This is a genomic window from Streptomyces sp. NPDC039480 (assembly GCF_055597165.1).
The window spans coordinates 410,347-434,155 of record NZ_JBVITX010000006.1 but is presented as its reverse complement, the minus strand read 5'-3'; the positions used below and the strand labels follow the sequence as shown (position 1 = coordinate 434,155).

21 protein-coding genes and 7 tRNA genes are annotated in these 23,809 nt (G+C 73.3%); 12 read left to right on the top strand and 16 right to left on the bottom strand.

Annotated elements, in window-relative coordinates; all coding sequences use genetic code 11:
• The first annotated feature begins 10 nt into the window (after positions 1–10).
• Positions 11–736: an exonuclease domain-containing protein gene (locus ACZ56E_RS21515; RefSeq protein WP_471216296.1), complete on the top strand. Its 726-nt coding sequence runs from the start codon at positions 11–13 to the stop codon at positions 734–736.
• Between the two features lie 90 nt (positions 737–826).
• On the opposite strand, the gene ACZ56E_RS21510 is transcribed toward ACZ56E_RS21515, so the two are convergent.
• Positions 827–898, bottom strand: a tRNA-Val gene (locus tag ACZ56E_RS21510).
• A 39-nt stretch (positions 899–937) separates the two neighbouring features.
• Positions 938–1,384: an SRPBCC family protein gene (locus ACZ56E_RS21505; RefSeq protein WP_471216294.1), complete on the bottom strand. Its 447-nt coding sequence runs from the start codon at positions 1,382–1,384 to the stop codon at positions 938–940.
• A 92-nt stretch (positions 1,385–1,476) separates the two neighbouring features.
• Between ACZ56E_RS21505 and ACZ56E_RS21500 the strand changes: the two genes are divergently transcribed.
• The gene (locus tag ACZ56E_RS21500) at positions 1,477–4,257 is read left to right on the top strand and encodes an SCO7613 C-terminal domain-containing membrane protein (RefSeq protein WP_471216292.1); all 2,781 of its coding nucleotides are present in this window, start codon (positions 1,477–1,479) and stop codon (positions 4,255–4,257) included.
• 126 nt (positions 4,258–4,383) lie between these two features.
• On the opposite strand, the gene ACZ56E_RS21495 is transcribed toward ACZ56E_RS21500, so the two are convergent.
• Together ACZ56E_RS21495 and ACZ56E_RS21490 are read right to left on the bottom strand one after the other, a co-directional pair.
• Positions 4,384–4,455 (bottom strand) — tRNA-Val (locus ACZ56E_RS21495).
• Positions 4,456–4,521: 66 nt separating this feature from the next.
• Positions 4,522–4,956 (bottom strand): TIGR02611 family protein, encoded by a 435-nt coding sequence (locus tag ACZ56E_RS21490; protein ID WP_471216290.1) that lies wholly within the window; start codon positions 4,954–4,956, stop codon positions 4,522–4,524.
• A gap of 191 nt (positions 4,957–5,147) precedes the next feature.
• Here ACZ56E_RS21490 and ACZ56E_RS21485 point away from each other — a divergent pair, with 191 nt between their 5' ends.
• Both ACZ56E_RS21485 and ACZ56E_RS21480 read left to right on the top strand, forming a co-directional pair.
• The gene (locus tag ACZ56E_RS21485; protein WP_003959770.1) at positions 5,148–5,561 is read left to right on the top strand and encodes an SsgA family sporulation/cell division regulator; all 414 of its coding nucleotides are present in this window, start codon (positions 5,148–5,150) and stop codon (positions 5,559–5,561) included.
• 246 nt (positions 5,562–5,807) lie between these two features.
• Positions 5,808–6,365 (top strand): CGNR zinc finger domain-containing protein, encoded by a 558-nt coding sequence (locus ACZ56E_RS21480; RefSeq protein ID WP_468611590.1) that lies wholly within the window; start codon positions 5,808–5,810, stop codon positions 6,363–6,365.
• Here ACZ56E_RS21480 and ACZ56E_RS21475 read toward each other — a convergent pair.
• Complete coding sequence (locus ACZ56E_RS21475; RefSeq protein WP_471216439.1) at positions 6,362–6,628, bottom strand: hypothetical protein; 267 nt, start codon at positions 6,626–6,628, stop codon at positions 6,362–6,364. The genes ACZ56E_RS21480 and ACZ56E_RS21475 overlap by 4 nt on opposite strands.
• Positions 6,629–6,835: 207 nt before the next feature.
• Here ACZ56E_RS21475 and ACZ56E_RS21470 point away from each other — a divergent pair, with 207 nt between their 5' ends.
• Positions 6,836–7,513: a hypothetical protein gene (locus tag ACZ56E_RS21470; protein WP_471216287.1), complete on the top strand. Its 678-nt coding sequence runs from the start codon at positions 6,836–6,838 to the stop codon at positions 7,511–7,513.
• A gap of 22 nt (positions 7,514–7,535) precedes the next feature.
• On the opposite strand, the gene ACZ56E_RS21465 is transcribed toward ACZ56E_RS21470, so the two are convergent.
• On the bottom strand, positions 7,536–7,982 hold the full coding sequence (locus ACZ56E_RS21465; protein WP_471216285.1) for a hypothetical protein: 447 nt from the start codon (positions 7,980–7,982) through the stop codon (positions 7,536–7,538).
• 205 nt (positions 7,983–8,187) lie between these two features.
• Here ACZ56E_RS21465 and ACZ56E_RS21460 point away from each other — a divergent pair, with 205 nt between their 5' ends.
• Positions 8,188–8,739 (top strand): DsbA family protein, encoded by a 552-nt coding sequence (locus ACZ56E_RS21460; RefSeq protein WP_471216283.1) that lies wholly within the window; start codon positions 8,188–8,190, stop codon positions 8,737–8,739.
• On the opposite strand, the gene ACZ56E_RS21455 is transcribed toward ACZ56E_RS21460, so the two are convergent.
• The 3 genes from ACZ56E_RS21455 to ACZ56E_RS21445 form a co-directional block, all read right to left on the bottom strand.
• Positions 8,736–9,560 carry a GNAT family N-acetyltransferase gene (locus ACZ56E_RS21455; RefSeq protein WP_471216281.1) on the bottom strand — a complete coding sequence of 275 codons (825 nt, stop codon included), beginning with the start codon at positions 9,558–9,560 and terminating at the stop codon, positions 8,736–8,738. The genes ACZ56E_RS21460 and ACZ56E_RS21455 overlap by 4 nt on opposite strands.
• Positions 9,561–9,622: 62 nt before the next feature.
• Entirely contained in the window at positions 9,623–10,444 is an 822-nt protein-coding gene (locus ACZ56E_RS21450) for an aminotransferase class IV (RefSeq protein ID WP_471216279.1), read from the bottom strand.
• Positions 10,441–11,466, bottom strand: coding sequence for a chorismate-binding protein (locus ACZ56E_RS21445; protein WP_471216427.1), 1,026 nt, complete (start codon positions 11,464–11,466; stop codon positions 10,441–10,443). The genes ACZ56E_RS21450 and ACZ56E_RS21445 overlap by 4 nt, the downstream gene beginning before the upstream one ends.
• A 187-nt stretch (positions 11,467–11,653) precedes the next feature.
• Between ACZ56E_RS21445 and ACZ56E_RS21440 the strand changes: the two genes are divergently transcribed.
• The 5 genes from ACZ56E_RS21440 (at position 11,654) to ACZ56E_RS21420 (ending at position 12,125) form a co-directional block, all read left to right on the top strand.
• Positions 11,654–11,726 (top strand) — tRNA-Gly (locus ACZ56E_RS21440).
• Between the two features lie 40 nt (positions 11,727–11,766).
• Positions 11,767–11,840, top strand: a tRNA-Cys gene (locus ACZ56E_RS21435).
• 1 nt (position 11,841) lies between these two features.
• Positions 11,842–11,913, top strand: a tRNA-Val gene (locus ACZ56E_RS21430).
• A gap of 36 nt (positions 11,914–11,949) precedes the next feature.
• Positions 11,950–12,021 (top strand) — tRNA-Val (locus ACZ56E_RS21425).
• Positions 12,022–12,050: 29 nt separating this feature from the next.
• Positions 12,051–12,125 (top strand) — tRNA-Val (locus ACZ56E_RS21420).
• 66 nt (positions 12,126–12,191) lie between these two features.
• On the opposite strand, the gene ACZ56E_RS21415 is transcribed toward ACZ56E_RS21420, so the two are convergent.
• From ACZ56E_RS21415 to ACZ56E_RS21400, 4 genes are all read right to left on the bottom strand, one after another.
• On the bottom strand, positions 12,192–12,515 hold the full coding sequence (locus ACZ56E_RS21415; protein WP_468611595.1) for a TFIIB-type zinc ribbon-containing protein: 324 nt from the start codon (positions 12,513–12,515) through the stop codon (positions 12,192–12,194).
• A 71-nt stretch (positions 12,516–12,586) separates the two neighbouring features.
• Positions 12,587–13,549: an aminoglycoside phosphotransferase family protein gene (locus ACZ56E_RS21410; RefSeq protein WP_471216278.1), complete on the bottom strand. Its 963-nt coding sequence runs from the start codon at positions 13,547–13,549 to the stop codon at positions 12,587–12,589.
• 1,516 nt (positions 13,550–15,065) lie between these two features.
• Positions 15,066–15,272 carry a hypothetical protein gene (locus tag ACZ56E_RS21405; RefSeq protein ID WP_468611596.1) on the bottom strand — a complete coding sequence of 69 codons (207 nt, stop codon included), beginning with the start codon at positions 15,270–15,272 and terminating at the stop codon, positions 15,066–15,068.
• Positions 15,273–15,481: 209 nt separating this feature from the next.
• Positions 15,482–15,748: a hypothetical protein gene (locus tag ACZ56E_RS21400; protein ID WP_471216277.1), complete on the bottom strand. Its 267-nt coding sequence runs from the start codon at positions 15,746–15,748 to the stop codon at positions 15,482–15,484.
• Between the two features lie 196 nt (positions 15,749–15,944).
• Between ACZ56E_RS21400 and ACZ56E_RS21395 the strand changes: the two genes are divergently transcribed.
• Complete coding sequence (locus tag ACZ56E_RS21395; protein ID WP_471216425.1) at positions 15,945–17,282, top strand: serine/threonine-protein kinase; 1,338 nt, start codon at positions 15,945–15,947, stop codon at positions 17,280–17,282.
• Between the two features lie 14 nt (positions 17,283–17,296).
• Here the strand turns inward: ACZ56E_RS21395 and ACZ56E_RS21390 are convergent, their stop codons facing one another.
• The 3 genes from ACZ56E_RS21390 to cobT all read right to left on the bottom strand — a co-directional run bounded on the left by ACZ56E_RS21390 (position 17,297) and on the right by cobT (position 23,725).
• Positions 17,297–18,115 carry a TrmH family RNA methyltransferase gene (locus ACZ56E_RS21390; protein ID WP_471216275.1) on the bottom strand — a complete coding sequence of 273 codons (819 nt, stop codon included), beginning with the start codon at positions 18,113–18,115 and terminating at the stop codon, positions 17,297–17,299.
• A gap of 88 nt (positions 18,116–18,203) precedes the next feature.
• Positions 18,204–19,436, bottom strand: a complete 1,233-nt coding sequence (gene cobA, locus ACZ56E_RS21385) for a uroporphyrinogen-III C-methyltransferase (RefSeq protein ID WP_471216273.1) — start codon at positions 19,434–19,436, stop codon at positions 18,204–18,206.
• Positions 19,437–19,624: 188 nt separating this feature from the next.
• The gene (gene cobT, locus ACZ56E_RS21380) at positions 19,625–23,725 is read right to left on the bottom strand and encodes a nicotinate-nucleotide--dimethylbenzimidazole phosphoribosyltransferase (protein ID WP_471216271.1); all 4,101 of its coding nucleotides are present in this window, start codon (positions 23,723–23,725) and stop codon (positions 19,625–19,627) included.
• Positions 23,726–23,809: the final 84 nt, after the last annotated feature.

The window sequence follows — 23,809 nt, the reverse complement described above, 5'->3', positions numbered from 1 at the left end:
TTGCGTCACCATGACGTGCTGGTACGAGGGCCCCTTGGCCGCATTCGACACGGAGACCACGGGCGTCGACGTCGAGACCGACCGGATCGTGTCGGCCGCCGTCGTCGTCCAGCAGGGCGCGGGAACCCGACCGCGCATCACCCGCTGGCTGGTGAATCCGGGCGTACCCGTGCCCGAGGCCGCCACCGCGGTGCACGGACTGACGGAGGAGCACCTGCAGCGCACCGGCCGCTGGCCGGCGCCGGTGATGGAGGAGATAGCGCGGGATCTGGCCGAGCAGGCCGCGGCGGGCCGGCCGATCGTGGTGATGAACGCGCCGTTCGATCTGACCATCCTGGACCGGGAGTTGCGCAGGCACCGCGCCGCGTCCCTGAGCCGCTACATGGAGGGTTCATCGCTGTGCGTGATCGACCCCCGGGTCCTGGACAAGCAGCTCGACCGGTACCGCAAGGGCCGCCGCACGCTCACCGACCTGTGCGCGCACTACGAGGTGGAGCTGGCCGAGGCCCATGACGCGGCGGCGGACGCGCAGGCCGCGATGGATGTCGTACGCGCGGTGGGGCGCCGTTTCGCGGCGCGCCTGGAGCGTCTGTCGCCGGCCGAGCTGCACACGCTGCAGGCCGTCTGGCACGCGGCGCAGGCGCGCGGTCTGCAGGCGTGGTTCGCGAAGAGCGGCACGCCGGAGGCCGTGGACCCGGCGTGGCCGCTGCGTCCCGAACTCCGGGCGGCCGCCTGACGCGCGCCGCCGCGGGCGGGAAACCGGCGGGCTCTTGGCGCCGGGCAAGAAAAAACCGGTCCGTCTGCTGACGGACCGGCATTCTCCGGGTGGGCGATACTGGGTTCGAACCAGTGACCTCTTCGGTGTGAACGAAGCGCTCTCCCACTGAGCTAATCGCCCGGGAACGGACTGAACAATACAGGTCCGGGCGCCCTTCCTTCAAACCGCTGCCAGCCGGGCCGCGAGACCGCGCCGCCCGGCACGCATCATCACGGCGTGGTTGAGCAGGAACAGCGGGCGTCCGGGGACGGCGAGGCGCCGCATCAGGGGCCTGCGCACGTCGACCTCCTGGTCGTAGCGGGCCCGCGTTCCGGCGGGCCCGGCCGTCAGGGTCCAGCGCGCCCAGCCGTCCAGGTCCCCGGTCATGCCGATCTCCAGGACCCCGGCCGTGGGGTCGCGGCGCCGTTCCTCCGCGGTGACGACGAGGTCGTACGGGAGGAAGGACCGGAAGCGGATGACGCCGCTGCGGTCGTCGAGGCGTTTCACCTCGCGCACCTGCGGCCACCACAGCGGATAGTCCTCGGCGCGCTCCAGTTCGGCGAAGGCGTCGGCGGGCGCGCCGGGGATGTCCCAGACGCTGCGAAATCGGTAGTGGCACCAGTCCATGGACCGAGTCTGCCCGCTCGCGCGCCGAATCTGAGTACCCCCTGAGTATCCACACCCATGCCGCACGGGGTGGCGCGGACCACACTCCAGGCATGACGAACATTCCGCCCCCTGCCGAGGAGCTCCGCCTCCTCGACTGGGAGCTGCGCCAATTGGAGGCGCGCAGGACGCTGTTGCTGCAGCGCAGAGCCTGGCTGCTCGGCGCCCTGCGCGCGGCGGGCCCGGCCGGGCGGCCCCCTCGTCCGGCAGGACCGGCCGCCCCCGGAGCCGCGCCGCCGAGCGCGCAGAACGTCCTGCTCACGCTGGGCGGGGTGCTCCTGACCATCGCGGCGATCGCCTTCACGGTGGTGAGCTGGGGTCACTTGGGCATCGGCGGCCGCAGTGCGGTCCTCGGCGCGGTGACGCTTGCGGCGCTCGTCGCTCCCGCGCTCCTGCTGCGCCGTTCGCTGCGTTCGACGGCGGAGGCGGTGGCGGGTCTCGGGCTCGCGCTGACCGTCCTGGACGCGTACGCGCTGCGCTATCTCTCCCTCTCCGACACCGGGACCCTCGGTTACGCGGCGGGGACCTCCGCGGTCCTCGCCACGCTGTGGGCGGGGTACGGGCTGCTCCTCGGCGGGTTGCGTTCGCCGCTGCCTACGGCGGTCGCGACGGCCCAACTGCCCCTGGTGCTGTGGGCGGGCTCCGTGCACGCCGGTGAGCATGCGATGACGGCCGCGCTGCTCGTGACGGCGGCCTTCGACACCGGGCTCGCGCTGTGGGCGGGCGTCCGTTCCGTACGGGTCGTAGCCGCGGCCGGTGCCTGCGTGCTGGGTCTGTGGGGTGCGGCGGGCGCGGGCTGGCTGTCCGCGCGGGCCACGGACCCGGCGGAGGCGGCACGCGCGGGCATGCTGCTGCTGTTCGCTGCCCTGATCGCTCTGGCGGCCGCGTGGTGGGCGAAGAGCCGCGAGGTGACGACCGGCGCGGCGGCGTTCGCCGGGCTGCTCGTGGTGGCCGGGTCCGGCGGCGTGCTGCGCACCGTGCTGCCCGCCGCGTGGACGGTGCCGGCTTATCTGGCGTGCGGCATCGCGCTGTTGGCGGCAGCCCGCACCGCGCTGCCCCGGCCGCTGCGGCTCGGACTCGTCTCGGCGTCGGCCGTGGTGCAGGGCTGCGCGGTGCTGTGGGCGCTGCCGGTCGCCGGGGTCGCGCTGCTCGGGCCGCTCGGCTGGGCGACCCGGGTCTGGTCGGGGGCGCCCTCGGACGCGCGGGACGCCCTGCTGCTCGAACTGCCGCTCCCCCACCCGCTCCTGGCCCCGCTCGTGCTCGTGACCGTCGCCGCCGTGCTGGTCGCGGAGAGCGGCCCGCTGGGCGAGACGGCCGGGCGCGCGGCCCGGTACGGTGCGCCGGTGCTCGCCTGGGCGGCGGCGATCGCACTGCCGGCCGCGCTTCGGCTCCCGTACGAGGCCGGGCTCTCGGCACACCTCCTGGTGACGGCCGCCCTGCTCACCACCGCGACACGGACCACGTCCACCACACCGCTTACCTCTGACACGTCGACGAAGCCGACCGAAGCAGCGACACCCGCGCCTCCGGCTACGTCAACACCCTCCGCCGCTCAGACCACGCCCGGGGCTCCGACCACGTCCGCACCCTTCACCACCCAGACCACGACCGGGGCTCCGACCACGTCCGCACCCTTCACCACCCAGACCGCGCCCGGAACTCCGACCACGTCCGCCCCCTCCACCTCCCAGACCATGCCCGGAACTCCGACCACGTCCGCCCCCTCCACCTCCCAGACCACGCCCGGCACCCCGGACACCTCAGCCCCCTTCACCGCTGCCAGCCCACACACCCCCACACCTGCCGCGCCGACCACCTCCGCCACGCCCACCGCCCCCACCGCACCCCACACGTGGGCCACCCCTACCCTGATCGCCTCCCTCCTGGCGCTGTTGTCCTCTGTGAGCGTCGTGTTCCTCTCGTTGGCCACCAGTACGGCCACCCTCGCCACGCTGGGTGTGCTCACGGCGCTTTATCTCGCTGTCTGCGTGCGCATGGCGCGGGGTGTGGCGCCCGCGCCGGAGGTGGCCGCGGTCGCCGGATGCGCCGTCCTCGCTCACGCCACCGCGCTCGTCTGCGCCGCGGGCGCCGCGTGGGGGCTGCATCCCGAACACATCGGGCTGCTCACCTTCGCCGTCCCGGCCCTGGCCGCGCTCGCCGCGGCGCGTCTCGGCCGGCATCCTCTGACACTGCCCGTCGAGATCACGGCGGCCGGGTCCGGCGCCGTCGCCGTCCTGCTCGCCGCGGGCACCGCGTCCACGCTGGCGCTCGCCCTCGGGCTCGGCGGGCTCATCGCGGCCGGCACCGCGCTGCGTCCGGACCGCAGGCCCGTCGGATACGCGGCCGGGGCGATGTTCGTCCTGGCGAGCTGGGTCCGCCTCGCCTCGTGGGAGGTGGCGGCCCCGGAGGCGTACACCCTGCCGGTGACGATCCCCGCGCTGCTCCTCGGCCTGCTGCGGCACCGCCGTGACCCCGAGGTCTCCTCCTGGACGGCGTACGGCCCCGGCCTCGCGACGACGCTGCTGCCGAGCCTCGCCGCCGCCTGGGGCGATCCGTACTGGCAGCGTCCGCTGCTGCTCGGCACCGCGGCCCTCGCCCTGACGCTGCTGGGCGCCCACCACCGGCTGCGCGCCCCGCTGGTCCTGGGCGGCGCGGTCCTCGCCCTGGACGCGCTGCACGAACTGGCCCCGTACCTCGTGCAGGCCGTGGGGGTCCTGCCCCGCTGGCTGCCGCCCGCGCTCGCGGGTCTGCTGCTCCTCGTCGTCGGCGCGACGTACGAACAACGGCTGCGGGACGCGCGGCGGTTGCGGAATGCGCTCGACCGAATGCGCTGATTCCCGGTCGCCGCCACGACATGCGGAGTCATTGAGCCCACATGTCGACCCGTCAATTCCGTTGAAAAACACGGGAATACGAGAACGGCCCGGAGGCTCAAAAAGCCTCCGGGCCGTAATCCGGGGTGGGCGATACTGGGTTCGAACCAGTGACCTCTTCGGTGTGAACGAAGCGCTCTCCCACTGAGCTAATCGCCCCGGGCGCACGGAGAACATTACCGCATGTCAGCGGGTGCTCCGGACCGCCCCGGAGTCACCCGGGGGTCACTCCTTGATCTCCCACGGCATGGTGATGCCGAACTTCCACACGTAGATCCCGACGAGCACCGCGACGATCACGAGTCCGATCGTCGTCAGGATGATGTTCCTGCGGCGCACCTTCGGGTCGAGTGCACGCTGTGCGGCCTCGGTGACCTTGCGCTTCGTCCAGCGCAGCACCAGCTGGGCCCAGACGAACTCGGTGGCCCAGATCGCCATGCCACCGAAGATCACCAGCCAGCCCGGTCCGGGCAGGGGCAGCATGATGATGCCCGCGACGACGACCGCGAGGCCGACGATGAAGACGCCGACCTGCCAGCTCAGGTGCAGTGCCTTGCGGGCCTGGACGAACTCCGGCGCCCGCGAACCGAGCGGCTGTTCGGGCTTGGCTCCGGCGACGGGATCCGTGACCCCCGCCGGCTCGTTACTCCCCGTATTCATGCGGCCAAACCTTACCGGACGGAAACCCGTCACCGGAATGGGCGCACGGAGACACGGGACAACCCGCCATACGAGGCACCTAAAGACACGCAAAGCCCTCAGAGGGGTTTACAACGGCACCGTAGGTGGCATGTCGATTTCGCCGACGTGCGAATCCCCGAGCGCACACTGAGCGAAAGGCCCTGGCGCTTATGAACACCACGGTCAGCTGCGAGCTGCACCTGCGCCTCGTTGTGTCGAGCGAGTCCTCACTGCCTGTACCCGCAGGACTGCGGTATGACACGGCCGATCCCTATGCCGTGCACGCCACCTTCCACACCGGAGCCGAGGAAACCGTCGAGTGGGTGTTCGCCCGCGACCTCCTCGCCGAGGGCCTGCACCGGCCCACCGGTACCGGCGACGTCCGAGTCTGGCCGTCCCGGAGCCACGGTCAGGGCGTCGTCTGCATCGCCCTGAGTTCCCCGGAGGGCGAGGCTCTGCTCGAGGCCCCGGCGCGGGCCCTGGAGTCCTTCCTGAAGCGAACGGACGCAGCCGTGCCACCCGGCACGGAACACCGCCATTTCGATCTCGACACGGAGCTCTCTCACATCCTGGCCGAGAGCTAGCGCCACAAGGGCGCGTCGAGAACCACCACGCCGTCCGACTCGGGGCGACGGCGCAAGCAGTCACGGCACAACGACACAAGGCGAACAGACGCAGTCACCGGCGCCGTCGTCGCGGACCTCCCGCGGCGACGGCGCCGGTGTGTCCTGTGACGGAGCCGCTAGCATCGGCCAGCATCGGCGGGCATGGTTCCCCAAGCTCTCGATGAGCAGGGGAGACCCCACTACCTCCAGGCCAGGGAGCGAATCGTGCTGATCACCCACGACACCCGGTGTTCTCTCGACGCCGTGGTCGATCTGGTGAACACCGCACCGGAGACGAACGGCACAGACGGGCTCGCGAATCTGGCGTCGCTCGGTGAGTTCGTACGAAGCCATGACGTCAGCGATGTCGGGACGCTCTCCGAAGGCGACCTCGCCGACGTCCACCGCATCCGCGCCCGCTTCGGGGAGGTCTTCGCGAACCCCGAACCGCAGGCCGCGTCCGTGATCCTCAACGAACTGATCGCGGCGGCCGGCACCACGCCCCGGCTCACCGACCACGACGGCTACGACTGGCACATCCACTACTTCGCGCCGGGTGCCTCCGTCGCGGACCACCTGGCGGCGGACTGCGGGATGGCGCTGTCCTTCTTCCTCGTCGCCGGGGAGCAGGAACGGCTGCGGCGCTGCGAGGCCCCGGACTGCCGGCACGCCTTCGTCGACCTCTCCCGCAATCGCTCGCGCCGCTACTGCGACAGCCGCACCTGCGGCAACCGGCTGCACGTCGCCGCGTACCGCGCACGCCGCAAGGAGGCCGCGGGCTAGAGCAGCAACAGGTCGTGCAGCGAGGCCACCAGGATCAAGGTGCTGATCACCGCCAGGAAGATCATCAAGGGTGGCTGCGAAAGGGCAAAGAGACAGCCCTGCCGCTCTTCGTCGCCGGTGGGCCGCTCCGCCGCGCCGTCGGTGGCGCGCCGCTCGGTGTCGGCAGGTCGTCGCTCATGGGCCGGTGCCGCTCGTCTGCCGTCGTCCGGCTGTCTGCCGTCGTCGGGCGGGGCGGCATCGCCCTCTGTGGTGGTGTCCAGCATCTCGCGGTGATGATGACGCAGCCGACGGGTGGTCGCGTACCAACACGCCCGGTCAAAGGGGTAGTTAGCCGGATTCCGTGAACAGGCGAAAGTCCAGTGCCCGGCACGCCCCGTCCATGGCTCACGGGCGTCTCCCCTCGCGAGACTCGGCGGCACCGTCCGCACTCGAACGAGGGAGCCGCTCTGTCCCTGGAACGCAGACGGCTGTTGACGACCGCGCTCGACACGGCGGGGGTCGCGACGGTGCCGCTCGGCACGGCGTCGGCCGCCACCGGCCGCACGGGCCCGTGGCCCCGCGCCCCGCTGCCGAACCCGCGTCGCGGCTTCCGTTACGAGACGTCGTACAACGCCCGCGACCTGACGAGCCCCTGGCCGAACGAGCAGGACCACTCCCCCGACGCCGCGAAGACACTCGACCTCCTGGAACGCGAGTACGGGCCCGGCGCGAACCTCACCCAGCTGTACTTCTACCTCTGGGAATTCGCGACCTCGACGGTCCCGCGGAGCGCGCTCGACAACATCGAGAGCGCCTTCCGGGGGCTGCGCGCCAAGGGCTTCGCGCCGCCCAAGCAGGCGCGTCCGGCACGGCTGGTCCTGCTGGATGCGGCGGGGCGGACGGTGGCCTCGGCCGACACGGGTGCGGACTGGCGCGACTGGCGGTCCCAGGGGCGTGCGGAGACGGACGACGACCACGCGGCTCCGGCGCCCGCCACCGTACGCGCGGAGCTCCCGCTGCCCGCGGGCGCGCACGGCCCGCACCGCATCGGGCTCGCCCTGCCCGATCCGGCCTTCCCCACGCGGGGAAGGGTCGCGCGGTGTGCGAACGCTTCCGTCGACTGGGTCGACGGCGTCAACGTGCTGGCGGAGGTCCGGCTGGGCCCCTGACGGCGCACGCCACCGGCTGTCATCAGATGCCGTGCTTCTTCAGGATCGCCTCGATGTCGCTGAAGTCCTCCGCGGGCGCGGCCTTCTGCGGCTTGGCCGCGGGCCGGCCCGCGGCAGGACTGGCGCTCGCGCCGAGCGAGGGCGCCGACGCGGCGGGCGCCACCGCCTCCCGCCGCGCGGCCTTCGCCGCCTTGCGCTCCTTGCGGGTGCCGCCCGTGCGGCGCTCCACCGCGCGCGTGCCCAGGAACATCAGCCAGGCCACGCCGAGCACGCCGAAGCCGATCCAGGCCTTGAGGCTGAACGCCGTGTCGGCGGCCCAGCCGACGACTCCCGTCATCACCAGGCCGACGGGAACCAGCGAGTACGCGGCGAGCCGGGCCGCGGTGAGGAAGCGCTTGCGGTAGGCCGTGACCGCGGCGATGCCGAGCCCGGCCGCGGATACGGCGGAACAGACGGTCTCGGCAATCATCCGGTCCTCCAGGCATGCAGGCGTACGTCGGAAAAGACGCTGTCGTCCCTTCCATCCTGCACCGGACGGGCGCCGCGTAGCCATGTCCCGGTCGGACCTCAGGGACATTTCCGGGTCATCTCGGGGTCCGGCCTCCTCCGCAGGTGCCGGTCGGCGCCGCCCCTCCCGGTTGGGTGGCACGTCCCCGGGCTGGAAGACTGTGCGTATGAGCGACTCCCCTCCCGACCACCCCGCCCGCCCCGTCGTCGTCGACGTCTGGTGCGAGCTGCAGTGCCCCGACTGCCGTACCGCCCTCGACGACGTGCGCGCCCTGCGCGCCCGCTACGGCGACCGCGTCGAGCTGCGCCTGAGGCACTTCCCCCTCGAGAAGCACAAGCACTCCTTCGCCGCCGCACAGGCCGCCGAGGAGGCCTTCGAGCAGGGCAAGGGATGGTCGTACGTCGAGGCGGTGCTCGCCGGGGTGGAGCGCCTCGACCGCGAGGGCGAGAAGTACCTGGTGGACACCGCCCGCGAACTCGGCCTCGACGCGGAGGAGTTCGACACCGCGCTGATCGACGGGCGGCACATCCTGATCGTCGACGCCGACGAGGCCGAGGGCAAGGCGATCGGTGTCACCGGCACGCCGACGTACGTCATCGGCGGCGAGCGCCTGGACGGCGGCAAGAGCCAGGAGGGCCTGCGCGAGCGCGTCGAGGGGATCGTCGACCGTCTCCTCGCGGCGGACGGCGGCCGGGACGGCGACCAGGGCCTGTCCTAGAGCAGCGGCTTGTAGAGGTAGTACGAGGCCGGTTCGTAGCCCAGCGACTCGTACAGGCGCAGGGCCGGGGTGTTGCCGACGAAGACGTTGAGGCCGATGTGGTCCCGGCCGGCCGCACGGCCCTGCGTCTCCGCGACGAGCATGAGGGAACGGCCGTGGCCCTGCCCGCGGTGCGCCTCGGCCACCTCTACGTTGTAGACGAAGGCGTCCTCACCCTCCAGGGCGATCCACAGAGTGCCCACCCGGACACCGTGGTGGGTCAGGACGCTCACCCAGGAGTCGGGCGTCGCGAGACCCTGCGGGAGCAGGCGAGCGTGGTCGGCGCGCGCCTTGGCACGCGCCTCCGCCTCGGGGACACCGCGCTCCGTCCAGTCCTTTACGTAACCGTCTTCCTCGTGCGCCAGCCACGGTTCGTACTCGTCCTCGGCCATCGGCCGCCACTCGACGCCGTCGGGCAGGGCGAGCGCGTCGGCGGGCAGCGGCTTGCGCAGCACGCGGTTCCGCTCGACGTACCCGAGAGCCGTGCCGAGGCGCAGGGCGGCGGTGGCGTCGGCGGGGACGGTGGCCTCGATGCGCGTGCAGCCCCAGCCGCGCGCCACCTCCTCGGCGGCCAGCGCCGCCACCGTGCCGCGCCCGCGTCCGCGGTCCGGCTCCGAGATGCGCAGGTCGCGGACCCGGCAGACGCGGGGGCCGAAGACCTCGTGCGTGGCGAGGGCTATCGAGCCCACGGGACGGCTGTTCACACAGACGTCGTATGTACGCGCCTTGCCGCCGTCGGCGCTCTGCTGAAGCGGCCCGGTCGGCCGCAGGGTCGTGGTCATCCCTCAGGTTCTACCCGCCACGGACCCGCGCCGTCACCGGGGATTCCCGGGACTTACGGGACTTACGGGTCCAGGTCGTCCGCGGCCCGCTCGTCGAAGATCCGCATCGCCTTGGTGGTGACCGGGCCGGGGGCCACGGGCAGTTGACGTCCGTCGACGCGGTGCACGCCCTGCACGTCGCGCAGCGTCGACGTCAGGAAGACCTCGTCGGCGCGGTCCAGGACGTCCAGGGGCAGGTCGGTCTCGTGCGCGCCCGTCCACTCGACGGCCAGCTCGCGCGTGATGCCCGCGAGGCACCCGGAGGCGACCGGCGGGGTGTGGATCTCGCCGTCGAGCACGACGAAGACGTTGGATCCCGTGCCCTCGCAGAGCTGTCCGACGGTGTTCGCGAACAGTGCCTCCGAAGCGCCCTGTTCGCGCGCGCGGGCCAGGGCCACGACGTTCTCCGCGTACGAGGTGGTCTTCAGGCCGGTCAGCGCGCCCCGTTCGTTACGGGTCCACGGGACCGTGACCACCGCGGTGGTGTCGGGCCGCCGCACGGCCTCGCCGAGGGCCACGACGAGGGTGGTGCCCTGGTCGCCGCGGTCCGAACCGAGCGGCGAGAGGCCCCCGGTGTAGGTGATCCGCAGCCGGCCGAGCGGGAGGGGGTTGGCGGCCAGGACGGCGGCGCAGGCGCGGCGCACCTCGTCGAGGTCCGGCTCGGGCAGCCCGAGGCCGCGCGCCGACTTCGCGAGCCGGGCGAGGTGCCGGGTCAGTGCGAAGGGACGGCCCTCGACCGACTTCACCGTCTCGAAGATGCCGTCGCCGACCGTCAGACCGTGGTCGAGGACGGAGACACGGGCGTCGTCGAGGTCCTGCAGCCCGCCATTGAGCCAGATCTTCACGTTGTGGTCCCTCCGCTCGCTTCGTACGCCCCCGACGCTACCGCCAGCAGCCGCGCAGCCTTCAGCTCGGTCTCCCGCCACTCCCCCTCGGGGTCCGAACCCCAGGTGATGCCCGCCCCGGTGCCGAAGCGCAGGACGCCCTCGGCCCGGTCGATCCAGAAGGTGCGGATGCCGACGGCGAGCTCGCCGGTGCCGCGGTCGGCGTCGACCCAGCCGATGCCGCCGCAGTACGGGCCGCGGGGCGCGGTCTCCAGCTCGTCGATGATCCGCAGGGCGCTGGACTTCGGGGCACCGGTGACGGAGCCGGGCGGGAACGCGGCGTCGAACAGCTCCGGCCAGCCCGCGCCGGGGCGCAGCTCGCCGCCGACGGTGGAGACGAGGTGGACGAGTCCGGGGTGCTTCTCGACGACGCAGAGGTCGGGAACGGTGACCGAGCCGGTCGCGCAGACGCGTCCGAGGTCGTTGCGGACGAGGTCCACGATCATGACGTTCTCGGCGTAGTCCTTCTCCAGGAGGTCCGCCTCGGTCCGGCCGGTGCCCTTGATGGGGCCCGACTCCACGAAGCGTCCCCGGCGGCGCAGGAAGAGCTCGGGGGAGGCGGTGGCCACCTCCACGCCGTGCTGGGGCAGGCGCATCGTTCCGGCGTACGGGGCGGGGTTCCCGCGCGCGAGGAGGGACGTCAGGGCGTCCACGTCGGCGTCGGCGGGGACGGGCGCGGACAGGACGCGGCAGAGATTGGCCTGGTAGACCTCGCCGGCGGCTATGTACGCGCGTACGCGGCGCACCCCGTCCGTGTACGCGGCGCGGTCCAGGGAGGACGTCCAGTCGTCGGCGGCGGGGCCGTGCCACTTCCCCGGGACGGGGGCGGGCACGGCCTCCGGGCGTACGTCGTCGAAGCGGGCGCAGACCATGCCCCCTTCGAAGTCCGCGGTCACCGCCCAGAAGCCGGTGGAGTCCAGGGCCGCGGGGTCGCTGGTCACGTCGCGCAGGCCGGTGGCCACGAGACCGCCGAAGCGCGCCATGGGAGGGAGCGTGGAGGAGGACGTCAGAGGGGGGTTGTGCACGGCTGTGAGTCTATGACCGGCGCGCCGGCCGCGCCTCGGGCCAGGGACAGCGCAGCACGCTGCGCAAACGCGTTTTTGTACTGGCCCAGGAATCCGCTAGAGTTCAACACGTCGCCGGGACGCGCAAGCGGACCGGGAAAGACAAGCGGACGTAGCTCAGTTGGTAGAGCGCAACCTTGCCAAGGTTGAGGTCGCCAGTTCGAACCTGGTCGTCCGCTCGCAGGAAAGTGGGGGATCTTCCCGACCCCCCGCACTCCTGGTGGAGTGGCCGAGAGGCGAGGCAACGGCCTGCAAAGCCGTCTACACGGGTTCAAATCCCGTCTCCACCTCCAAGGACGATTAGCTCAGCGGGAGAGCGCTTCCCTGACACGGAAGAGGTCACTGGTTCAATCCCAGTATCGTCCACTGGATCTTCGGATCCTGGTCCTCGGACCGAACCCCGCGCGATTAGCTCAGCGGGAGAGCGCTTCCCTGACACGGAAGAGGTCACTGGTTCAATCCCAGTATCGCGCACGCAGTACGCAACAAACGCAGGTTCACCCGCGCGATTAGCTCAGCGGGAGAGCGCTTCCCTGACACGGAAGAGGTCACTGGTTCAATCCCAGTATCGCGCACCACACACAGAAGCCCCCGGTCGTCTCCACGACCGGGGGCTTCGTCGTTCGGTTCAGCCTGTCGTCGATTCAGGACGAGAAGAGCATGTGCCCGAAGCTCTTGTGACGCTTGTGGCCGTAGTGGTCGCCGTGACCGTGGTGACCGCCGTGGCCGCCGTGCGCGACGTGCGGGGCGCCCCAGGCCGGCGCCGGGGCCGCGGGGTAGGCCTGGGGGGCGGCGGGCGGCGCGGGCGGCGGAGGAACCTGCTGGCCGCCCCACTGCGCCTCCAGGCGGGTCAGCGACTCGAGCTCGCCGTAGTCCAGGAATATGCCGCGGCAGTTGTTGCACTGCTCGATCTGGACGCCATTGCGGTTGTACGTGTGCATCGGTGCGTGGCACTTGGGGCACTGCATGGGGACGGCTCAACTCCTCGACGGTGATGACTGCTTCGCCGGGATACTGCCCGGCTTCGGTGCGTTGCACCCTACTTCGTCGGGTCCGGGGCCAACTCGGGCGGGCGAGCGGCCACTCCGGCCATCCGGTCGCAGGCGTCGACCAGGGCCTGTTCCACCTCGTCCAGGGGGCGGTCGGCGGCGACCGACTTGGCGATCGCCAGGGCGGCGGTCTGGACGGTCAGGGCGCGGGCCGGGACGTCCAGGGCGGGCCAGGGGTCGGAGCCGTCGGCGGGGACCGCGCGGCCGCCGGCTCTCCGGTAGGCGTCCAGGAACCGTGTCCACTCGTCCGGGGCGAGCAGGCCGCACGCGTACCAGGCGGCGGGGCGCGCCAGGTCCCAGGCGGGGTCGCCGCCGCCGAGGTCGTCCACGTCGATGAGCAGCCACTGTCCTTGTGCCGTGCGCACGAGCTGTCCCAGGTGGAAGTCTCCGTGACACAGGTACCGAGGCCCGGGCGTGGGGGCCTCGGCCCGGGCCCAGGCCGGCAGCCCCGCCCACGCCCGCAGGACCGGGGGCGCCGCGGGGTGCGGCCCTGCCGCCCGCAGCCTTCCGACGGCACGTGCCGCCTTGACGGGCCCACGCATCGGCGGAAGCGGACGCGGCAGCTCGTGCCCAGGCACGGCGTGCAGACGGGCGAGGAGGGCACCGGCGGCCTCCCAGGGGGCGGCGTCGGGGTCGTCGCGGTCGACGGGGGTGCCGTGGGGCCAGTACGTCACGAGCCGCCCGCGCAGCCCATCCACGCGACCTCGCAGGGGCGCCAACAAAACCCCGGGAAGCCGAGCAGCCACACCAAGCCTCACAGCCAGTTCCCCCGGCTCCGTACCGGGAGCATGAGCCTTCGCGACGAGATCGCCATGCCGCACGACGGCAGCATCCACCCGATCCGCAAGCACGCCGACCTCACCCCCACAGCCACAGGGCTCCCCGGAACCGGACTGGGCATGGACGACGGCTCGGGCCTTACCGGCCAGATCGGTGAGTATCGCGCTGGTCACGAGCTTCCGTACGTCGAGGGACTGTCCCGGAAGCGTACGACTGCGGGGCGCCTTGCCGGCAGGGCGTGAGGGGGCGGGTCGGGGCCTACGCGCATCCGGGCCCGGAGCCAGAGCCGGAAGCGCCGCCTGCGCAGCGAGGCCAGGGGGGTCAACGCCCACGCAGCCGGGGGCCAGAGGCACCGCCCGCGCAGCGAGGCAGGGGGAACACCCGCGCAGTCGGGGCCCCAAGGGGGACCGCTCGCGCGCCGGGGTCCGGGAGGCACCGCCTACGCACCCGGGCTCGGGAGGACCGCCGCGCAGCCGATGCCGTGGGAGGACGGCCGCGCAGACGTGACTAAACGGACCGCGCAGCCGAGGACGGGGCCGCCCGGCAACGGGCCGCCGCGCAACGGGACCCGAAAGGACCGCCCGTGCAGCTGGACCTGGGGCGGGCTGCCGCGCAGTCTGGTCCGGGGTACCGCGCAACCGGGACCTGCGGGGGCACCACCACCCAACCAGGCCGTGGCCCCGCACCCAGAAACGTCGGGTGCGGGCACAGCCTGGGCCGGGAGGCCTCGCACAACCGAGGCCTGGGGGCACCGCCGCGCGTCCCAGGCCGGGACCCCGTGCAACCGGGGACCGGGAGGACCACCGGCGCAGCCGAGCCCCCCGAGGAGGGACCTCGCGCGCCAGGGCCTGCAGGGCACCGCCGCGCACCCCAGGCCGACAGGCACCGCCACGCCGCCAAGGCCACCGTGCAACCGGGGCCCGGGAGGACCACCCGCGCAGCCGAGCCCCCCAAGGAGGGACCTCACGCACCAAGGCCTGCAGGGCACCGCCGCGCACCCCAGGCCGACAGGCACCGCCACGCCGCCAAGGCCAGGGCCACCGTGCAACCGGGGCCGCGACGCCCGCCCGTCCAGGGAAAGCCGGGGCAGGGCCAGCACGCAGCCGGGGCCTGGGGCCCCCACATCTGTGGCCGGTGCCGGGGGGCCGTTGTTCCGGTGTGGGCGGGGCGGGCCTCGCGGATGAGTGGGGGGAGCCGGCCACCGCGTGCGGCGCTGCCGTGTGGCGGGTGCCGGGGCGCCGTTACCCCGGTGGGGGGCGGGTCGGGCCTCGCGGATGAGTGGGGCAGCCGGCCACCGCGTGCGGCGCCGCCGTGTGGCGGGTGCCGGGGCGCCGTTACCCCGGTGGGGGGGCGGGCCTCGCGGATGAGTGGGGCAGTCGGCCACCGCGTGCGGCGCCGCCGTGTGGCGGGTGCCGGGGCGCCGTTACCCCGGTGGGGGGCGGGTCGGGCTTCGTGGGTGGGGAGGGAGCCGGCCACCGCGTGCGGCGCCGACCTGGGGCGGGCGACTGTGTGGAGCGGGCTGGGGGGTGGGCGGTCGGGGAGGGCGGGTCATGACGGGGGCGGGTATGGCAATGCCCGCGCAGCTCCCCAGCTGCGCGGGCATTTTGCCGTCCGCCGCACCCCCGTCCCCACGGGGTTTCAAGGCCGGATGTCCCCGCCCGGACCGCTCTTCCGGGCCCGGGGCGCCGCTCAGCGCCCCAGCATCACGCCTACGGACGACGCTTGTGTGACCACTGCCTCCCAGCCGCCGAAGACGACCACGAGCAGGGCTGCCAGGGGGAGAACCATGGCCGTCGCCACCAAGGGGTGACGCGTGCCGGATGACGGACGGACGCCGAACGCGGAGAACCTGCGCCCTTGCGTGCGGATCATGGTCCGCGGTGCCGTGTCCGCCATGATTCCTCTCCTGACCGCTTCGATGTGGATTTGGAGCGGCGAGTGTCTGACCTCGGGGGACGAGTGCTACACCCGCCGCTTGACCTCAAATTTAGGTGCGTGGGGCGCCCCGGTCGTCATGCCCTCGTACCGATTGCCGGGCCTCCCGGAGGATGAGCGGTCGGGGGGCGCGTACTCCCGTGGGTGGAGAAAGGGTCCTACGACAGGTCCTAGGACTCAGGGTCTTCCCGGAGGGGACGCGCCGTGGCCTCGGAGGCGTCCTCCCTGGGGACGGGCTGCTCCACCAGAGCCAGGACCCGGGTCGCCATGAAACGCGCCGTACGCACCACAGACCCGCTACGGGTGACTTCGCTCACTTCGACCACTCCCCTGCGGACCGCCGTCTCCACCCGCCGACCGGCCCTGCTCGCCACCACTTCGTACGTCCGAGTCGTGTCACCGGCGTCCACGACTATCTCCACACGATCACCCTTCACGGGATCAATCCCCCTTCAGTGACGGTTGGTTGGGATATGGGGCGGCGGCAACCACCGCCCGTCCCCCGCTCCCTGACCACTCTTCAAGTTTCCCACCCGGCACTGACAATCGATCGCCCCGCGAGGGCGCGGCCTCTGCACGTGCCCGGCCGCGGAAACGTAAGCTGTGGCTCGTCAGACGGACCGGGTAGCGGGGATGGACATGGCGATGATGCGGCTCCGGCGCGAGGACCCGCGTGTCGTCGGCTCGTTCAGGCTGCACAGGCGCCTGGGCGCCGGCGGCATGGGGGTCGTCTATCTGGGGTCGGACCGGCGGGGGCAGCGCGTCGCCCTGAAGGTGATCCGGCCCGACCTGGCGGAGGATCAGGAATTCAGGTCGCGGTTCGCGCGGGAGGTCTCGGCCGCCCGGCGGATCAGGGGCGGGTGCACGGCTCGGCTCGTCGCCGCCGATCTCGACGCGGACCGGCCGTGGTTCGCCACGCAGTACGTTCCCGGGCCCTCGCTGCACGACAAGGTCGCCGCCGAGGGGCCGCTCTCCGCGGCCGATGTCGCGGTGGTCGGTTCGGCGCTGGCCGAGGGGCTTGTCGCCGTGCACGAAGCCGGTGTCGTGCATCGGGATCTCAAGCCGTCCAATATTTTGTTGTCCCCCAAGGGGCCGCGGATCATCGACTTCGGGATCGCCTGGGCCACCGGCGCCTCGACGCTGACGCACGTCGGGACCGCCGTGGGCTCCCCCGGCTTCCTCGCCCCCGAGCAGGTGCGCGGCGCGGCCGTCACCCCCGCCACCGACGTCTTCGCCCTCGGCGCCACGCTCGCGTACGCGGGCATGGCGGACTCGCCCTTCGGCCACGGCAGTTCCGAGGTCATGCTCTACCGGGTGGTCCACGAGGAGGCGCAGCTGCACGGCGTGCCCGACGCACTGGCGCCGCTCATCAGGGCCTGCCTCGCCAAGGACCCGGAGGAGCGGCCCAGCACGCTCCAACTGTCGCTGCGGCTGAAGGAGATCGCCGCCCGCGAGGCCCAGGGCATCAGTGAGGCGCGGCCGCCCGCGCCCCGCCAGGACCACGACCGGCCGACGGGCAGGCTCGCCGAGCGTTATCTGGACGAGCGCACCCAGCGGCGGCCCGCCCCTGGCGCCACTCCCCCGCCGCGCTCGGGACCGGCCAGGACCGGCTCGTCCCGCCCGGCCGCGCCGCGGTCCGGCTCCCGGCCCACCGGGCCCCGCAACACCACCCGCTCCGGCGGCAGGCCCGGCCCGCGCAGCGGCACCGGGCGCCAGGGTCCCCGCACCACGGGGACGGGCCGTCGGGTGCCCGCCAATCCGCGGCTGCTGCGGCAGCGGCTCACCGTGTTCGTCGTCGTGACGCTGCTGGTCGCGCTGGGCATCGCGGCGGCCCAGGGGTGCCAGGGACCCGCGCGGAGCCTCGGCGACACCGACGTACACCAGCAGCAGTCACAGACGCAGGCAGAGGCGCAGACGCAGTCGCAGTCGCTCCGGCCGCAGGGTGGTTCGGGAGCCGGCGTCCGCGGCTGAAGCGCGCCCGCCCGTCAGAGCTGCGGGCGGCCCGTCGCCACCGCGTAGAACGAGACCGCGGCCGCCGCGCCCACGTTGAGCGAGTCGACGCCGTGGGCCATCGGGATGCGCACCCATTCGTCGGCGGCGACCAGCGCCTGGGTGGACAGGCCGTCCCCCTCCGCGCCGAGCATCAGCGCGACGTGGTCCATGCGGTGCGGGGCCACCTCGTCGAGGGACTTGGCCTTCTCGTCCGGTGTGAGGGCGAGCAGGTTGAAACCCGCCTCGCGCACGCCTTCCAGGCCCTTGGGCCAGGACTCCAGACGGGCGTACGGGACCGAGAAGACGGCGCCCATCGACACCTTGACCGAGCGTCGGTAGAGCGGGTCCGCGCAGTCCGGGGAGAGCAGGACGGCGTCCATGCCCAGCGCCGCCGCGGACCGGAAGATCGCGCCGATGTTCGTGTGGTCGTTGACCGCTTCCATGACGACCACGCGGCGGGTGGTCGCCAGGAGCTCGTCGGCGGTGGGCAGCGGCTTGCGCTGCATGGAGGCGAGCGCGCCGCGGTGCACGTGGTAGCCGGTGACCCGCTCGGCGAGGTCGGGGCTGACCGCGTACACCGGCGCGGGGAGCTCGTCTATGACGTCGCGCATGACGTCGACCCACTTGGCGGAGAGCAGCATCGAGCGCATCTCGTAGCCGGCGTCCTTGGCCCGTCTGATGACCTTCTCGCCCTCCGCGATGAACAGGCCCTCGGCCGGTTCGCGCTTGCGGCGCAGCTCGACGTCGGTCAGGCCTGTGTAGTCGCGCAGGCGCGGGTCGTCGGGGTCGTCGACGGTGATGAGATCAGCCACAGGGTGATACTGCCTTGTCCTGGGTGTGGTGCCAACGGCTCCGGACGGGTTCCGTTACCGCTGGTTACTTGCGGGGGTGCGGGACGCTTTACGGGAGCGGCTCGGGGCCGACCTTCACGACGTCGCCGATGACGATGACCGCGGGGGGCTTCACCTCGTGGGTGCGGACCGCCTCGGCGACGGTGCCGAGTGTCGCGTCGACGCGGCGCTGGGCGGCCGTCGTGCCCTCCTGGATCAGGGCGAGCGGCGTGTCGGCTGCCTTGCCGTGGGCGATCAGGGCCTCCGCGATCCTGCCGATCTTGTCGACGCCCATGAGGATCACCAGGGTGCCGCGCAGCTTGGCCAGGGACTGCCAGTCGACCAGGGAGCGCTCGTCGTCCGGGGCCACGTGGCCGCTGACCACCGTGAACTCGTGGGCGACGCCGCGGTGGGTGACGGGGATGCCGGCGGCCGAGGGGACGGAGATCGAGCTGGAGATGCCGGGTACGACGGTGCAGGTGATGCCCGCTTCGGCGAGCGCCTGGAGCTCCTCCATGCCGCGGCCGTAGACGTAGGGGTCGCCGCCCTTGAGGCGGACGACGGCCTTGCCCTGCTTGGCGTGCTCGATCAGGGCGTTGTTGATCGCCTCCTGGGCCATGTAGCGGCCGTACGGGATCTTCGCGGCGTCGATGACCTCGACGTGCGGCGGCAGCTCGTCCAGGAGGTCGCGGGGGCCGAGGCGGTCGGCGATGACGACGTCCGCGGCGGCGAGCAGGCGCCGGCCGCGCACGGTGATCAGGTCGGGGTCGCCGGGGCCGCCGCCGACCAGGGCCACGCCGGGGTTCCCGGTGCGCAGGTGCGGGGCGACGAGGCTGCCGTCGCGCAGGCCCTCGACGACGGCGTCGCGGATGGCGGCGGTGCGGCGCGGGTCGCGGTCGTGGACGTCGCTGGAGAGGACCGCGACGATGACGCCCTCGGAGCGGCCGGTGGCCGGGGTCCAGGCCGTGGCCGCCTCCGCGTCGTCGGAGCGCACGCACCAGACGCGGTGCCGCTCGGCCTCGGCGGAGGCGGCGGTGTTCGCCTCGTCGTCGCTGGTGGCGATCAGGGCGTACCAGGCGCCCTGGAGGTCACCGTCCTCGTAGCGGCGCCTGGTCCAGGTGATCTCGCCCGCGTCCGCCATGGCCTCCACGGACGGCGTCGCCGACGGGGAGACGAGGAGGACGTCGGCGCCTGCCTTGATCAGCGCCGGGAGGCGGCGCTGGGCCACCTGGCCGCCGCCGAGGACGACGACGCGGCGTCCCGCGAGGCGGAGACCTACGGGGTAGGCGGGGTTTTCGGCCATGGCTCTGGGGCTCCTCGTGCGGGCGGAGTCTTCGTGGTGCGCCACCGCTGCTGCGCTGGAGCGGCTGCTTGACGTGCGGGTTCAGTATGGCGGGGGCGGGGCCGGAGGTCTCCCCCAGCCCCGCCCCGGTGCCGAAAACGGGGGCTTCGCCCCTCGGCGTCTTCTTCTCGGCGGTTACTTCGCGGCGGTTACTTTTCGGTGACGCCCGCCGAGTCGAACGTGGCCACCTCGTGCATCGCGCGGGCCGCGCTCTGGACGACCGGCAGCGCGAGGAGCGCGCCCGTGCCCTCGCCGAGGCGGAGGTCCAGGTCGACCAGGGGGCGCAGGCCCAGCTTGTTCAGGGCCGCCACATGGCCGGGCTCCGCGCTGCGGTGGCCCGCGATGCAGGCCGCGAGGACCTCGGGGGCGATGGCGCGGGCGACCAGGGCCGCGGCGCCGGCGCTGACGCCGTCCAGGATCACCGGCGTACGCAGGGAGGCGCCGCCGAGGAGGAGGCCCACCATGGCCGCGTGCTCCAGGCCGCCGATCGCCGCGAGGACGCCGATCGGGTCCGCCGGGTCGGGCTGGTGGAGGTCCAGGGCACGGCGGACCACCTCGACCTTGCGGCTGTGCATCTCGTCGTTGATGCCCGTGCCGCGGCCGGTGACCTCGGCCGGGTCGACCTCGGTGTAGACGGAGATCAGGGCCGCGGACGCGGTCGTGTTCGCGATGCCCATCTCGCCGGTGAGCAGGGCCTTGTTGCCCGCGGCCACCAGGTCGCGGGCCGTCTCGATGCCGACCTCGATGGCCGCCTTGACCTCTTCGCGGGTCAGGGCGGGCCCGGTCGTCATGTCGGCCGTGCCCGGGCGGACCTTGCGGGGCAGCAGGCCGGGGGTGGCGGGCAGTTCGCTCGCCACGCCCACGTCGATGACGCAGACCTCGGCGCCCACCTGGTTGGCGAAGGCGTTGCAGACCGCGCCGCCGCCGAGGAAGTTGGCGACCATCTGCGCGGTCACCTCCTGGGGCCAGGCGGTGACGCCCTGGGCGTGCACGCCGTGGTCGCCCGCGAAGATCGCGACGGCCGCGGGCTCCGGGATCGGCGGCGGGCACATCCGGGACAGGCCCGAGAGCTGGGCGGAGATGATCTCCAGCATGCCGAGCGCGCCCGGCGGCTTGGTCATCCGCTTCTGGCGTTCCCACGCCTCGCCGAGCGCCTTGGCGTCCAGCGGGCGGATGTTGGCCACGGTCTCGGCGAGCAGGTCGTGCGGGTCCTCGCCGGGCAGGGCGCGGCGGCCGTACGTCTCCTCGTGGACGACCCAGGACAGCGGGCGGCGCTTGGACCAGCCCGCCTGCATCAGCTCGGGCTCGTCCGGGAACTCGTCGACGTATCCCACGCAGAGGTACGCGACGACCTCGAGGTGCTCCGGCAGGCCGAGCGCGCGGACCATCTCGCGCTCGTCGAAGAAGCTGACCCAGCCGACGCCGAGGCCTTCGGCGCGGGCGGCGAGCCAGAGGTTCTCGACGGCGAGCGCCGAGGAGTACGGGGCCATCTGCGGCTGGGTGTGCCGGCCGAGGGTGTGGCGGCCGCCGCGGGTGGGGTCGGCGGTGACGACGATGTTCACCGGGGTGTCGAGGATGGCCTCGATCTTCAGTTCCTTGAACTGCTTCGCGCGGCCCTTGGGGAGGGACTTGGCGTACGCGTCGCGCTGGCGCATGGCCAGTTCGTGCATGCTGCGCCGGGTCTCGGCGGACTTGATGACGACGAAGTCCCAGGGCTGGGAGTGGCCCACGGAGGGCGCCGTGTGGGCCGCCTCCAGGACGCGCAGCAGCACCTCGTGCGGGATCGGGTCCGAACGGAAGCCGTTGCGGATGTCGCGGCGCTCGCGCATGACGCGCAGGACGGCCTCGCGCTCGGCGTCGGCGTAGCCGGGGGCGGCGGTGCCGGGCGACATCACGGGCTCGGCCGGGTCGGTGCTCGGCTCCGCCACGATCAGGGGCTCCGGGGCCTCCACCGTCTCCGGCATCACCGTCGCGGGGTCCGCGACGGCGTGTGCTCCGGCGACGGGCGCTTCGGCCGCTTCGGGGGCCTCCTGCGCGACGACGGGCGCGAGTGCCTCGGGGGCCTCGGCCGTCTCGGGCGCGGGGGCGGGTGCTTCAGGCGCTTCGGCCATCTCGGGTGCTTCGGCCACTTCGGTCACTTCGTTCGCTTCGATCGGTTCGAACGAGATGACTTCGTCGGCCTCGTCCAACTCGTCGGCCGGGTCGGCCGTCTCGGGGGCGGCCGGGAACTCGGTCGGAGCCGCCGCAGAGGAGACAATACGGGGCACAGTGGGGACGGGCGGGACCTGGGGGGTGTGCACGGGCTCGGCCGGCGCCTCGTCCGCCGGGCTCTCGCCGCTCTGCTGAACGGCCGCTTCCGGCACACCGCTCTCCTGAACGGCCGCTTCCGGCGCACCGGTCGGCTCGGCGGCGGGTGCCGTCGTGGGCTGGGAGCCGTCACGCGGTCCCGGCACCGTGACGACGGGCTGCTCCGCTGCCTCGGGTCTCGCCTCGGCGGCTGCCGGCTCTTCGGACGCTGTCGGCGCTTCGGGGCCTGTCGGCTCTTCGTGAGCCGTCTGCTCCCCGGCCGCCAAGGGCTCGGCGGTCACGGCCTCGGGCGTCACGGCCTCGGGCGCCGCGGCTTCCGCGACCTCCAGCGGCGGTACGGGTGCGGGGGCGCCGTCGGCCGCGCCTGCGGGGAACTCCGGGGCGGGTGCCTGCGGAGCGGCGTCCTCCTGGACGGGAAGGGCCTCGGCGGCCTGGTCCTCCTGGGGGACGACCAGGGGGTGCGGCGGTGTCGGGGCCAGGTGGGGCGTGGTCGGAACCGTGCCTTCGACCGGCACGAACTGGCCGACGGGAGCGGGCTCTTGGGCACCGTCGAAGCCGTCCGGGCCGGAAAGCGGGGCGTTCACGGGCGCCACGGATTCCTGCGTCGCTTGAGGCATCTGCGGCGTCTGCGGCATCTCAGTCGCCTGCGGCAGCTGGGGCTCCGGGCTGTGCGGCTCCGGCGCGGCGTGCCGCGCCTCGGGAGCGAAGCCGGCCTGAGCCGCCTCCGCGGCGTGCGGGGCCTGCGCGCTCTCCCACGGCTGGGCGGAGGCGACGGCGAATGCGGGCTGCCCGACGGCGGCGGGCACACTCTGCGCGAACGCGGGCTGCTCCTCCACCGGGAGCTGCTGCCCGTCCAGCGGGAACTGCTGCTCCTCCACCGGGAACTGCTGCTGCGCCACGGGGAACTGCTGTTCCTCCACCTGGGCCTGGCCGAGCTCGGCGGCGTGCTGCGCCATGGGGGCGGCCTCGCCCGGAGCGCCGTCCCCGGCATCCGCGGCCTGCGGGAACGCGGCGGGCTGGGGGGCAACGGACGCTTCCACCGCCACCTCGGCCGCCACCTCGGCCGCCACTTCGGCTGCCACGGGGGCCTCGGACACCTCGGGCGCCTCCGGAGCCGGAACATCCGCCTCCGGGGACTCCGGTGCCGGTGTTGCGGCTGTGACGGCCGTGGTGGCTGTGGTGGCCGTGGCCTCTGGGGCGACCGTTTCTGCTGGCGCGGCATACGCGACACCCGCGCCCTCGGGCGCCCACGGCGCCGCCCCCTGCGGCTGGATCTCGCCCAGCTGCGGACCCGGCAGCCCGGCGTCGTCACGCGGAACGTCGAGGTACTCGGGGCCGGTGGTCGGCGGTCCCGACTGGCGTACCGGACCGGAGTGCTGCGGCGCGGTCGGCGCGCCCGCGGGGCCCCGGTCGGCGAGCGAACGCACCGGGCTGCCCGTGCCGTCCGGCACGACCGGGCCCGACGGACCGTGGTGCAGCGGGCGGCGGGCGGGGCCCGGGTGGGACGCGGCGGGCTGGGAGCCGGGCATCCGGACGCCGGTAAGGTCGACCGAACCGCTGTCCCGGCCCGACGTCTCGTGCGGCCCGGGCTGATGGACGGCCTGGGCGGCGTGGGCGACCTGGGCGGCGTGGGCGACCTGGGCGGCATGGAAGGCCCCGGTCTGCCCGGGAACCGCCGCCTGGCCCTCGCTCCACGCGCCCTGGGCGCCCGGCATCAGCAGCAGGTCATCGTCGTCGGCGGGCTGCTCGGAGAAGTCGGAGGGGGCGGCGGGCCCGGCGGGGTCAGCCGCGGCGGCCGCATCGGCCGCGTCGACGAAGGGGCGCGTGCCCTGAGCGGAAACGCCCGGCTGCTGTGCTTCCATGCCCTGCACGGGCCCGGAAGGCACACCGTTGCCTGCGCCCTCCGGCAGTCCCTCACCCGGGACCTGGCCGGTGTCGGTCATGCGTAACCCCTCGCCCATCGGTTAGTGCTTCTTCGACCACCCCTCGGCCTTCGGCCGGGGCGGCCCCATCGCCCGGAACGGCGC

Excerpts from the sequence above, each read along its gene's own strand:
- ACZ56E_RS21515 (WP_471216296.1), top strand. The coding sequence starts at position 11 with ATGACGTGCTGGTACGAGGGCCCCTTGGCCGCATTCGACACGGAGACC.
- ACZ56E_RS21505 (WP_471216294.1), bottom strand. The coding sequence starts at position 1,384 with ATGGACTGGTGCCACTACCGATTTCGCAGCGTCTGGGACATCCCCGGC.
- ACZ56E_RS21500 (WP_471216292.1), top strand. The coding sequence starts at position 1,477 with ATGACGAACATTCCGCCCCCTGCCGAGGAGCTCCGCCTCCTCGACTGG.
- ACZ56E_RS21490 (WP_471216290.1), bottom strand. The coding sequence starts at position 4,956 with ATGAATACGGGGAGTAACGAGCCGGCGGGGGTCACGGATCCCGTCGCC.
- ACZ56E_RS21485 (WP_003959770.1), top strand. The coding sequence starts at position 5,148 with ATGAACACCACGGTCAGCTGCGAGCTGCACCTGCGCCTCGTTGTGTCG.
- ACZ56E_RS21475 (WP_471216439.1), bottom strand. The coding sequence starts at position 6,628 with ATGCTGGACACCACCACAGAGGGCGATGCCGCCCCGCCCGACGACGGC.
- ACZ56E_RS21465 (WP_471216285.1), bottom strand. The coding sequence starts at position 7,982 with ATGATTGCCGAGACCGTCTGTTCCGCCGTATCCGCGGCCGGGCTCGGC.
- ACZ56E_RS21460 (WP_471216283.1), top strand. The coding sequence starts at position 8,188 with ATGAGCGACTCCCCTCCCGACCACCCCGCCCGCCCCGTCGTCGTCGAC.
- ACZ56E_RS21455 (WP_471216281.1), bottom strand. The coding sequence starts at position 9,560 with ATGACCACGACCCTGCGGCCGACCGGGCCGCTTCAGCAGAGCGCCGAC.
- ACZ56E_RS21445 (WP_471216427.1), bottom strand. The coding sequence starts at position 11,466 with ATGGCGCGCTTCGGCGGTCTCGTGGCCACCGGCCTGCGCGACGTGACC.
- ACZ56E_RS21415 (WP_468611595.1), bottom strand. The coding sequence starts at position 12,515 with ATGCAGTGCCCCAAGTGCCACGCACCGATGCACACGTACAACCGCAAT.
- ACZ56E_RS21405 (WP_468611596.1), bottom strand. The coding sequence starts at position 15,272 with ATGGCGGACACGGCACCGCGGACCATGATCCGCACGCAAGGGCGCAGG.
- ACZ56E_RS21395 (WP_471216425.1), top strand. The coding sequence starts at position 15,945 with ATGGACATGGCGATGATGCGGCTCCGGCGCGAGGACCCGCGTGTCGTC.
- cobA (WP_471216273.1), bottom strand. The coding sequence starts at position 19,436 with ATGGCCGAAAACCCCGCCTACCCCGTAGGTCTCCGCCTCGCGGGACGC.
- cobT (WP_471216271.1), bottom strand. The coding sequence starts at position 23,725 with ATGACCGACACCGGCCAGGTCCCGGGTGAGGGACTGCCGGAGGGCGCA.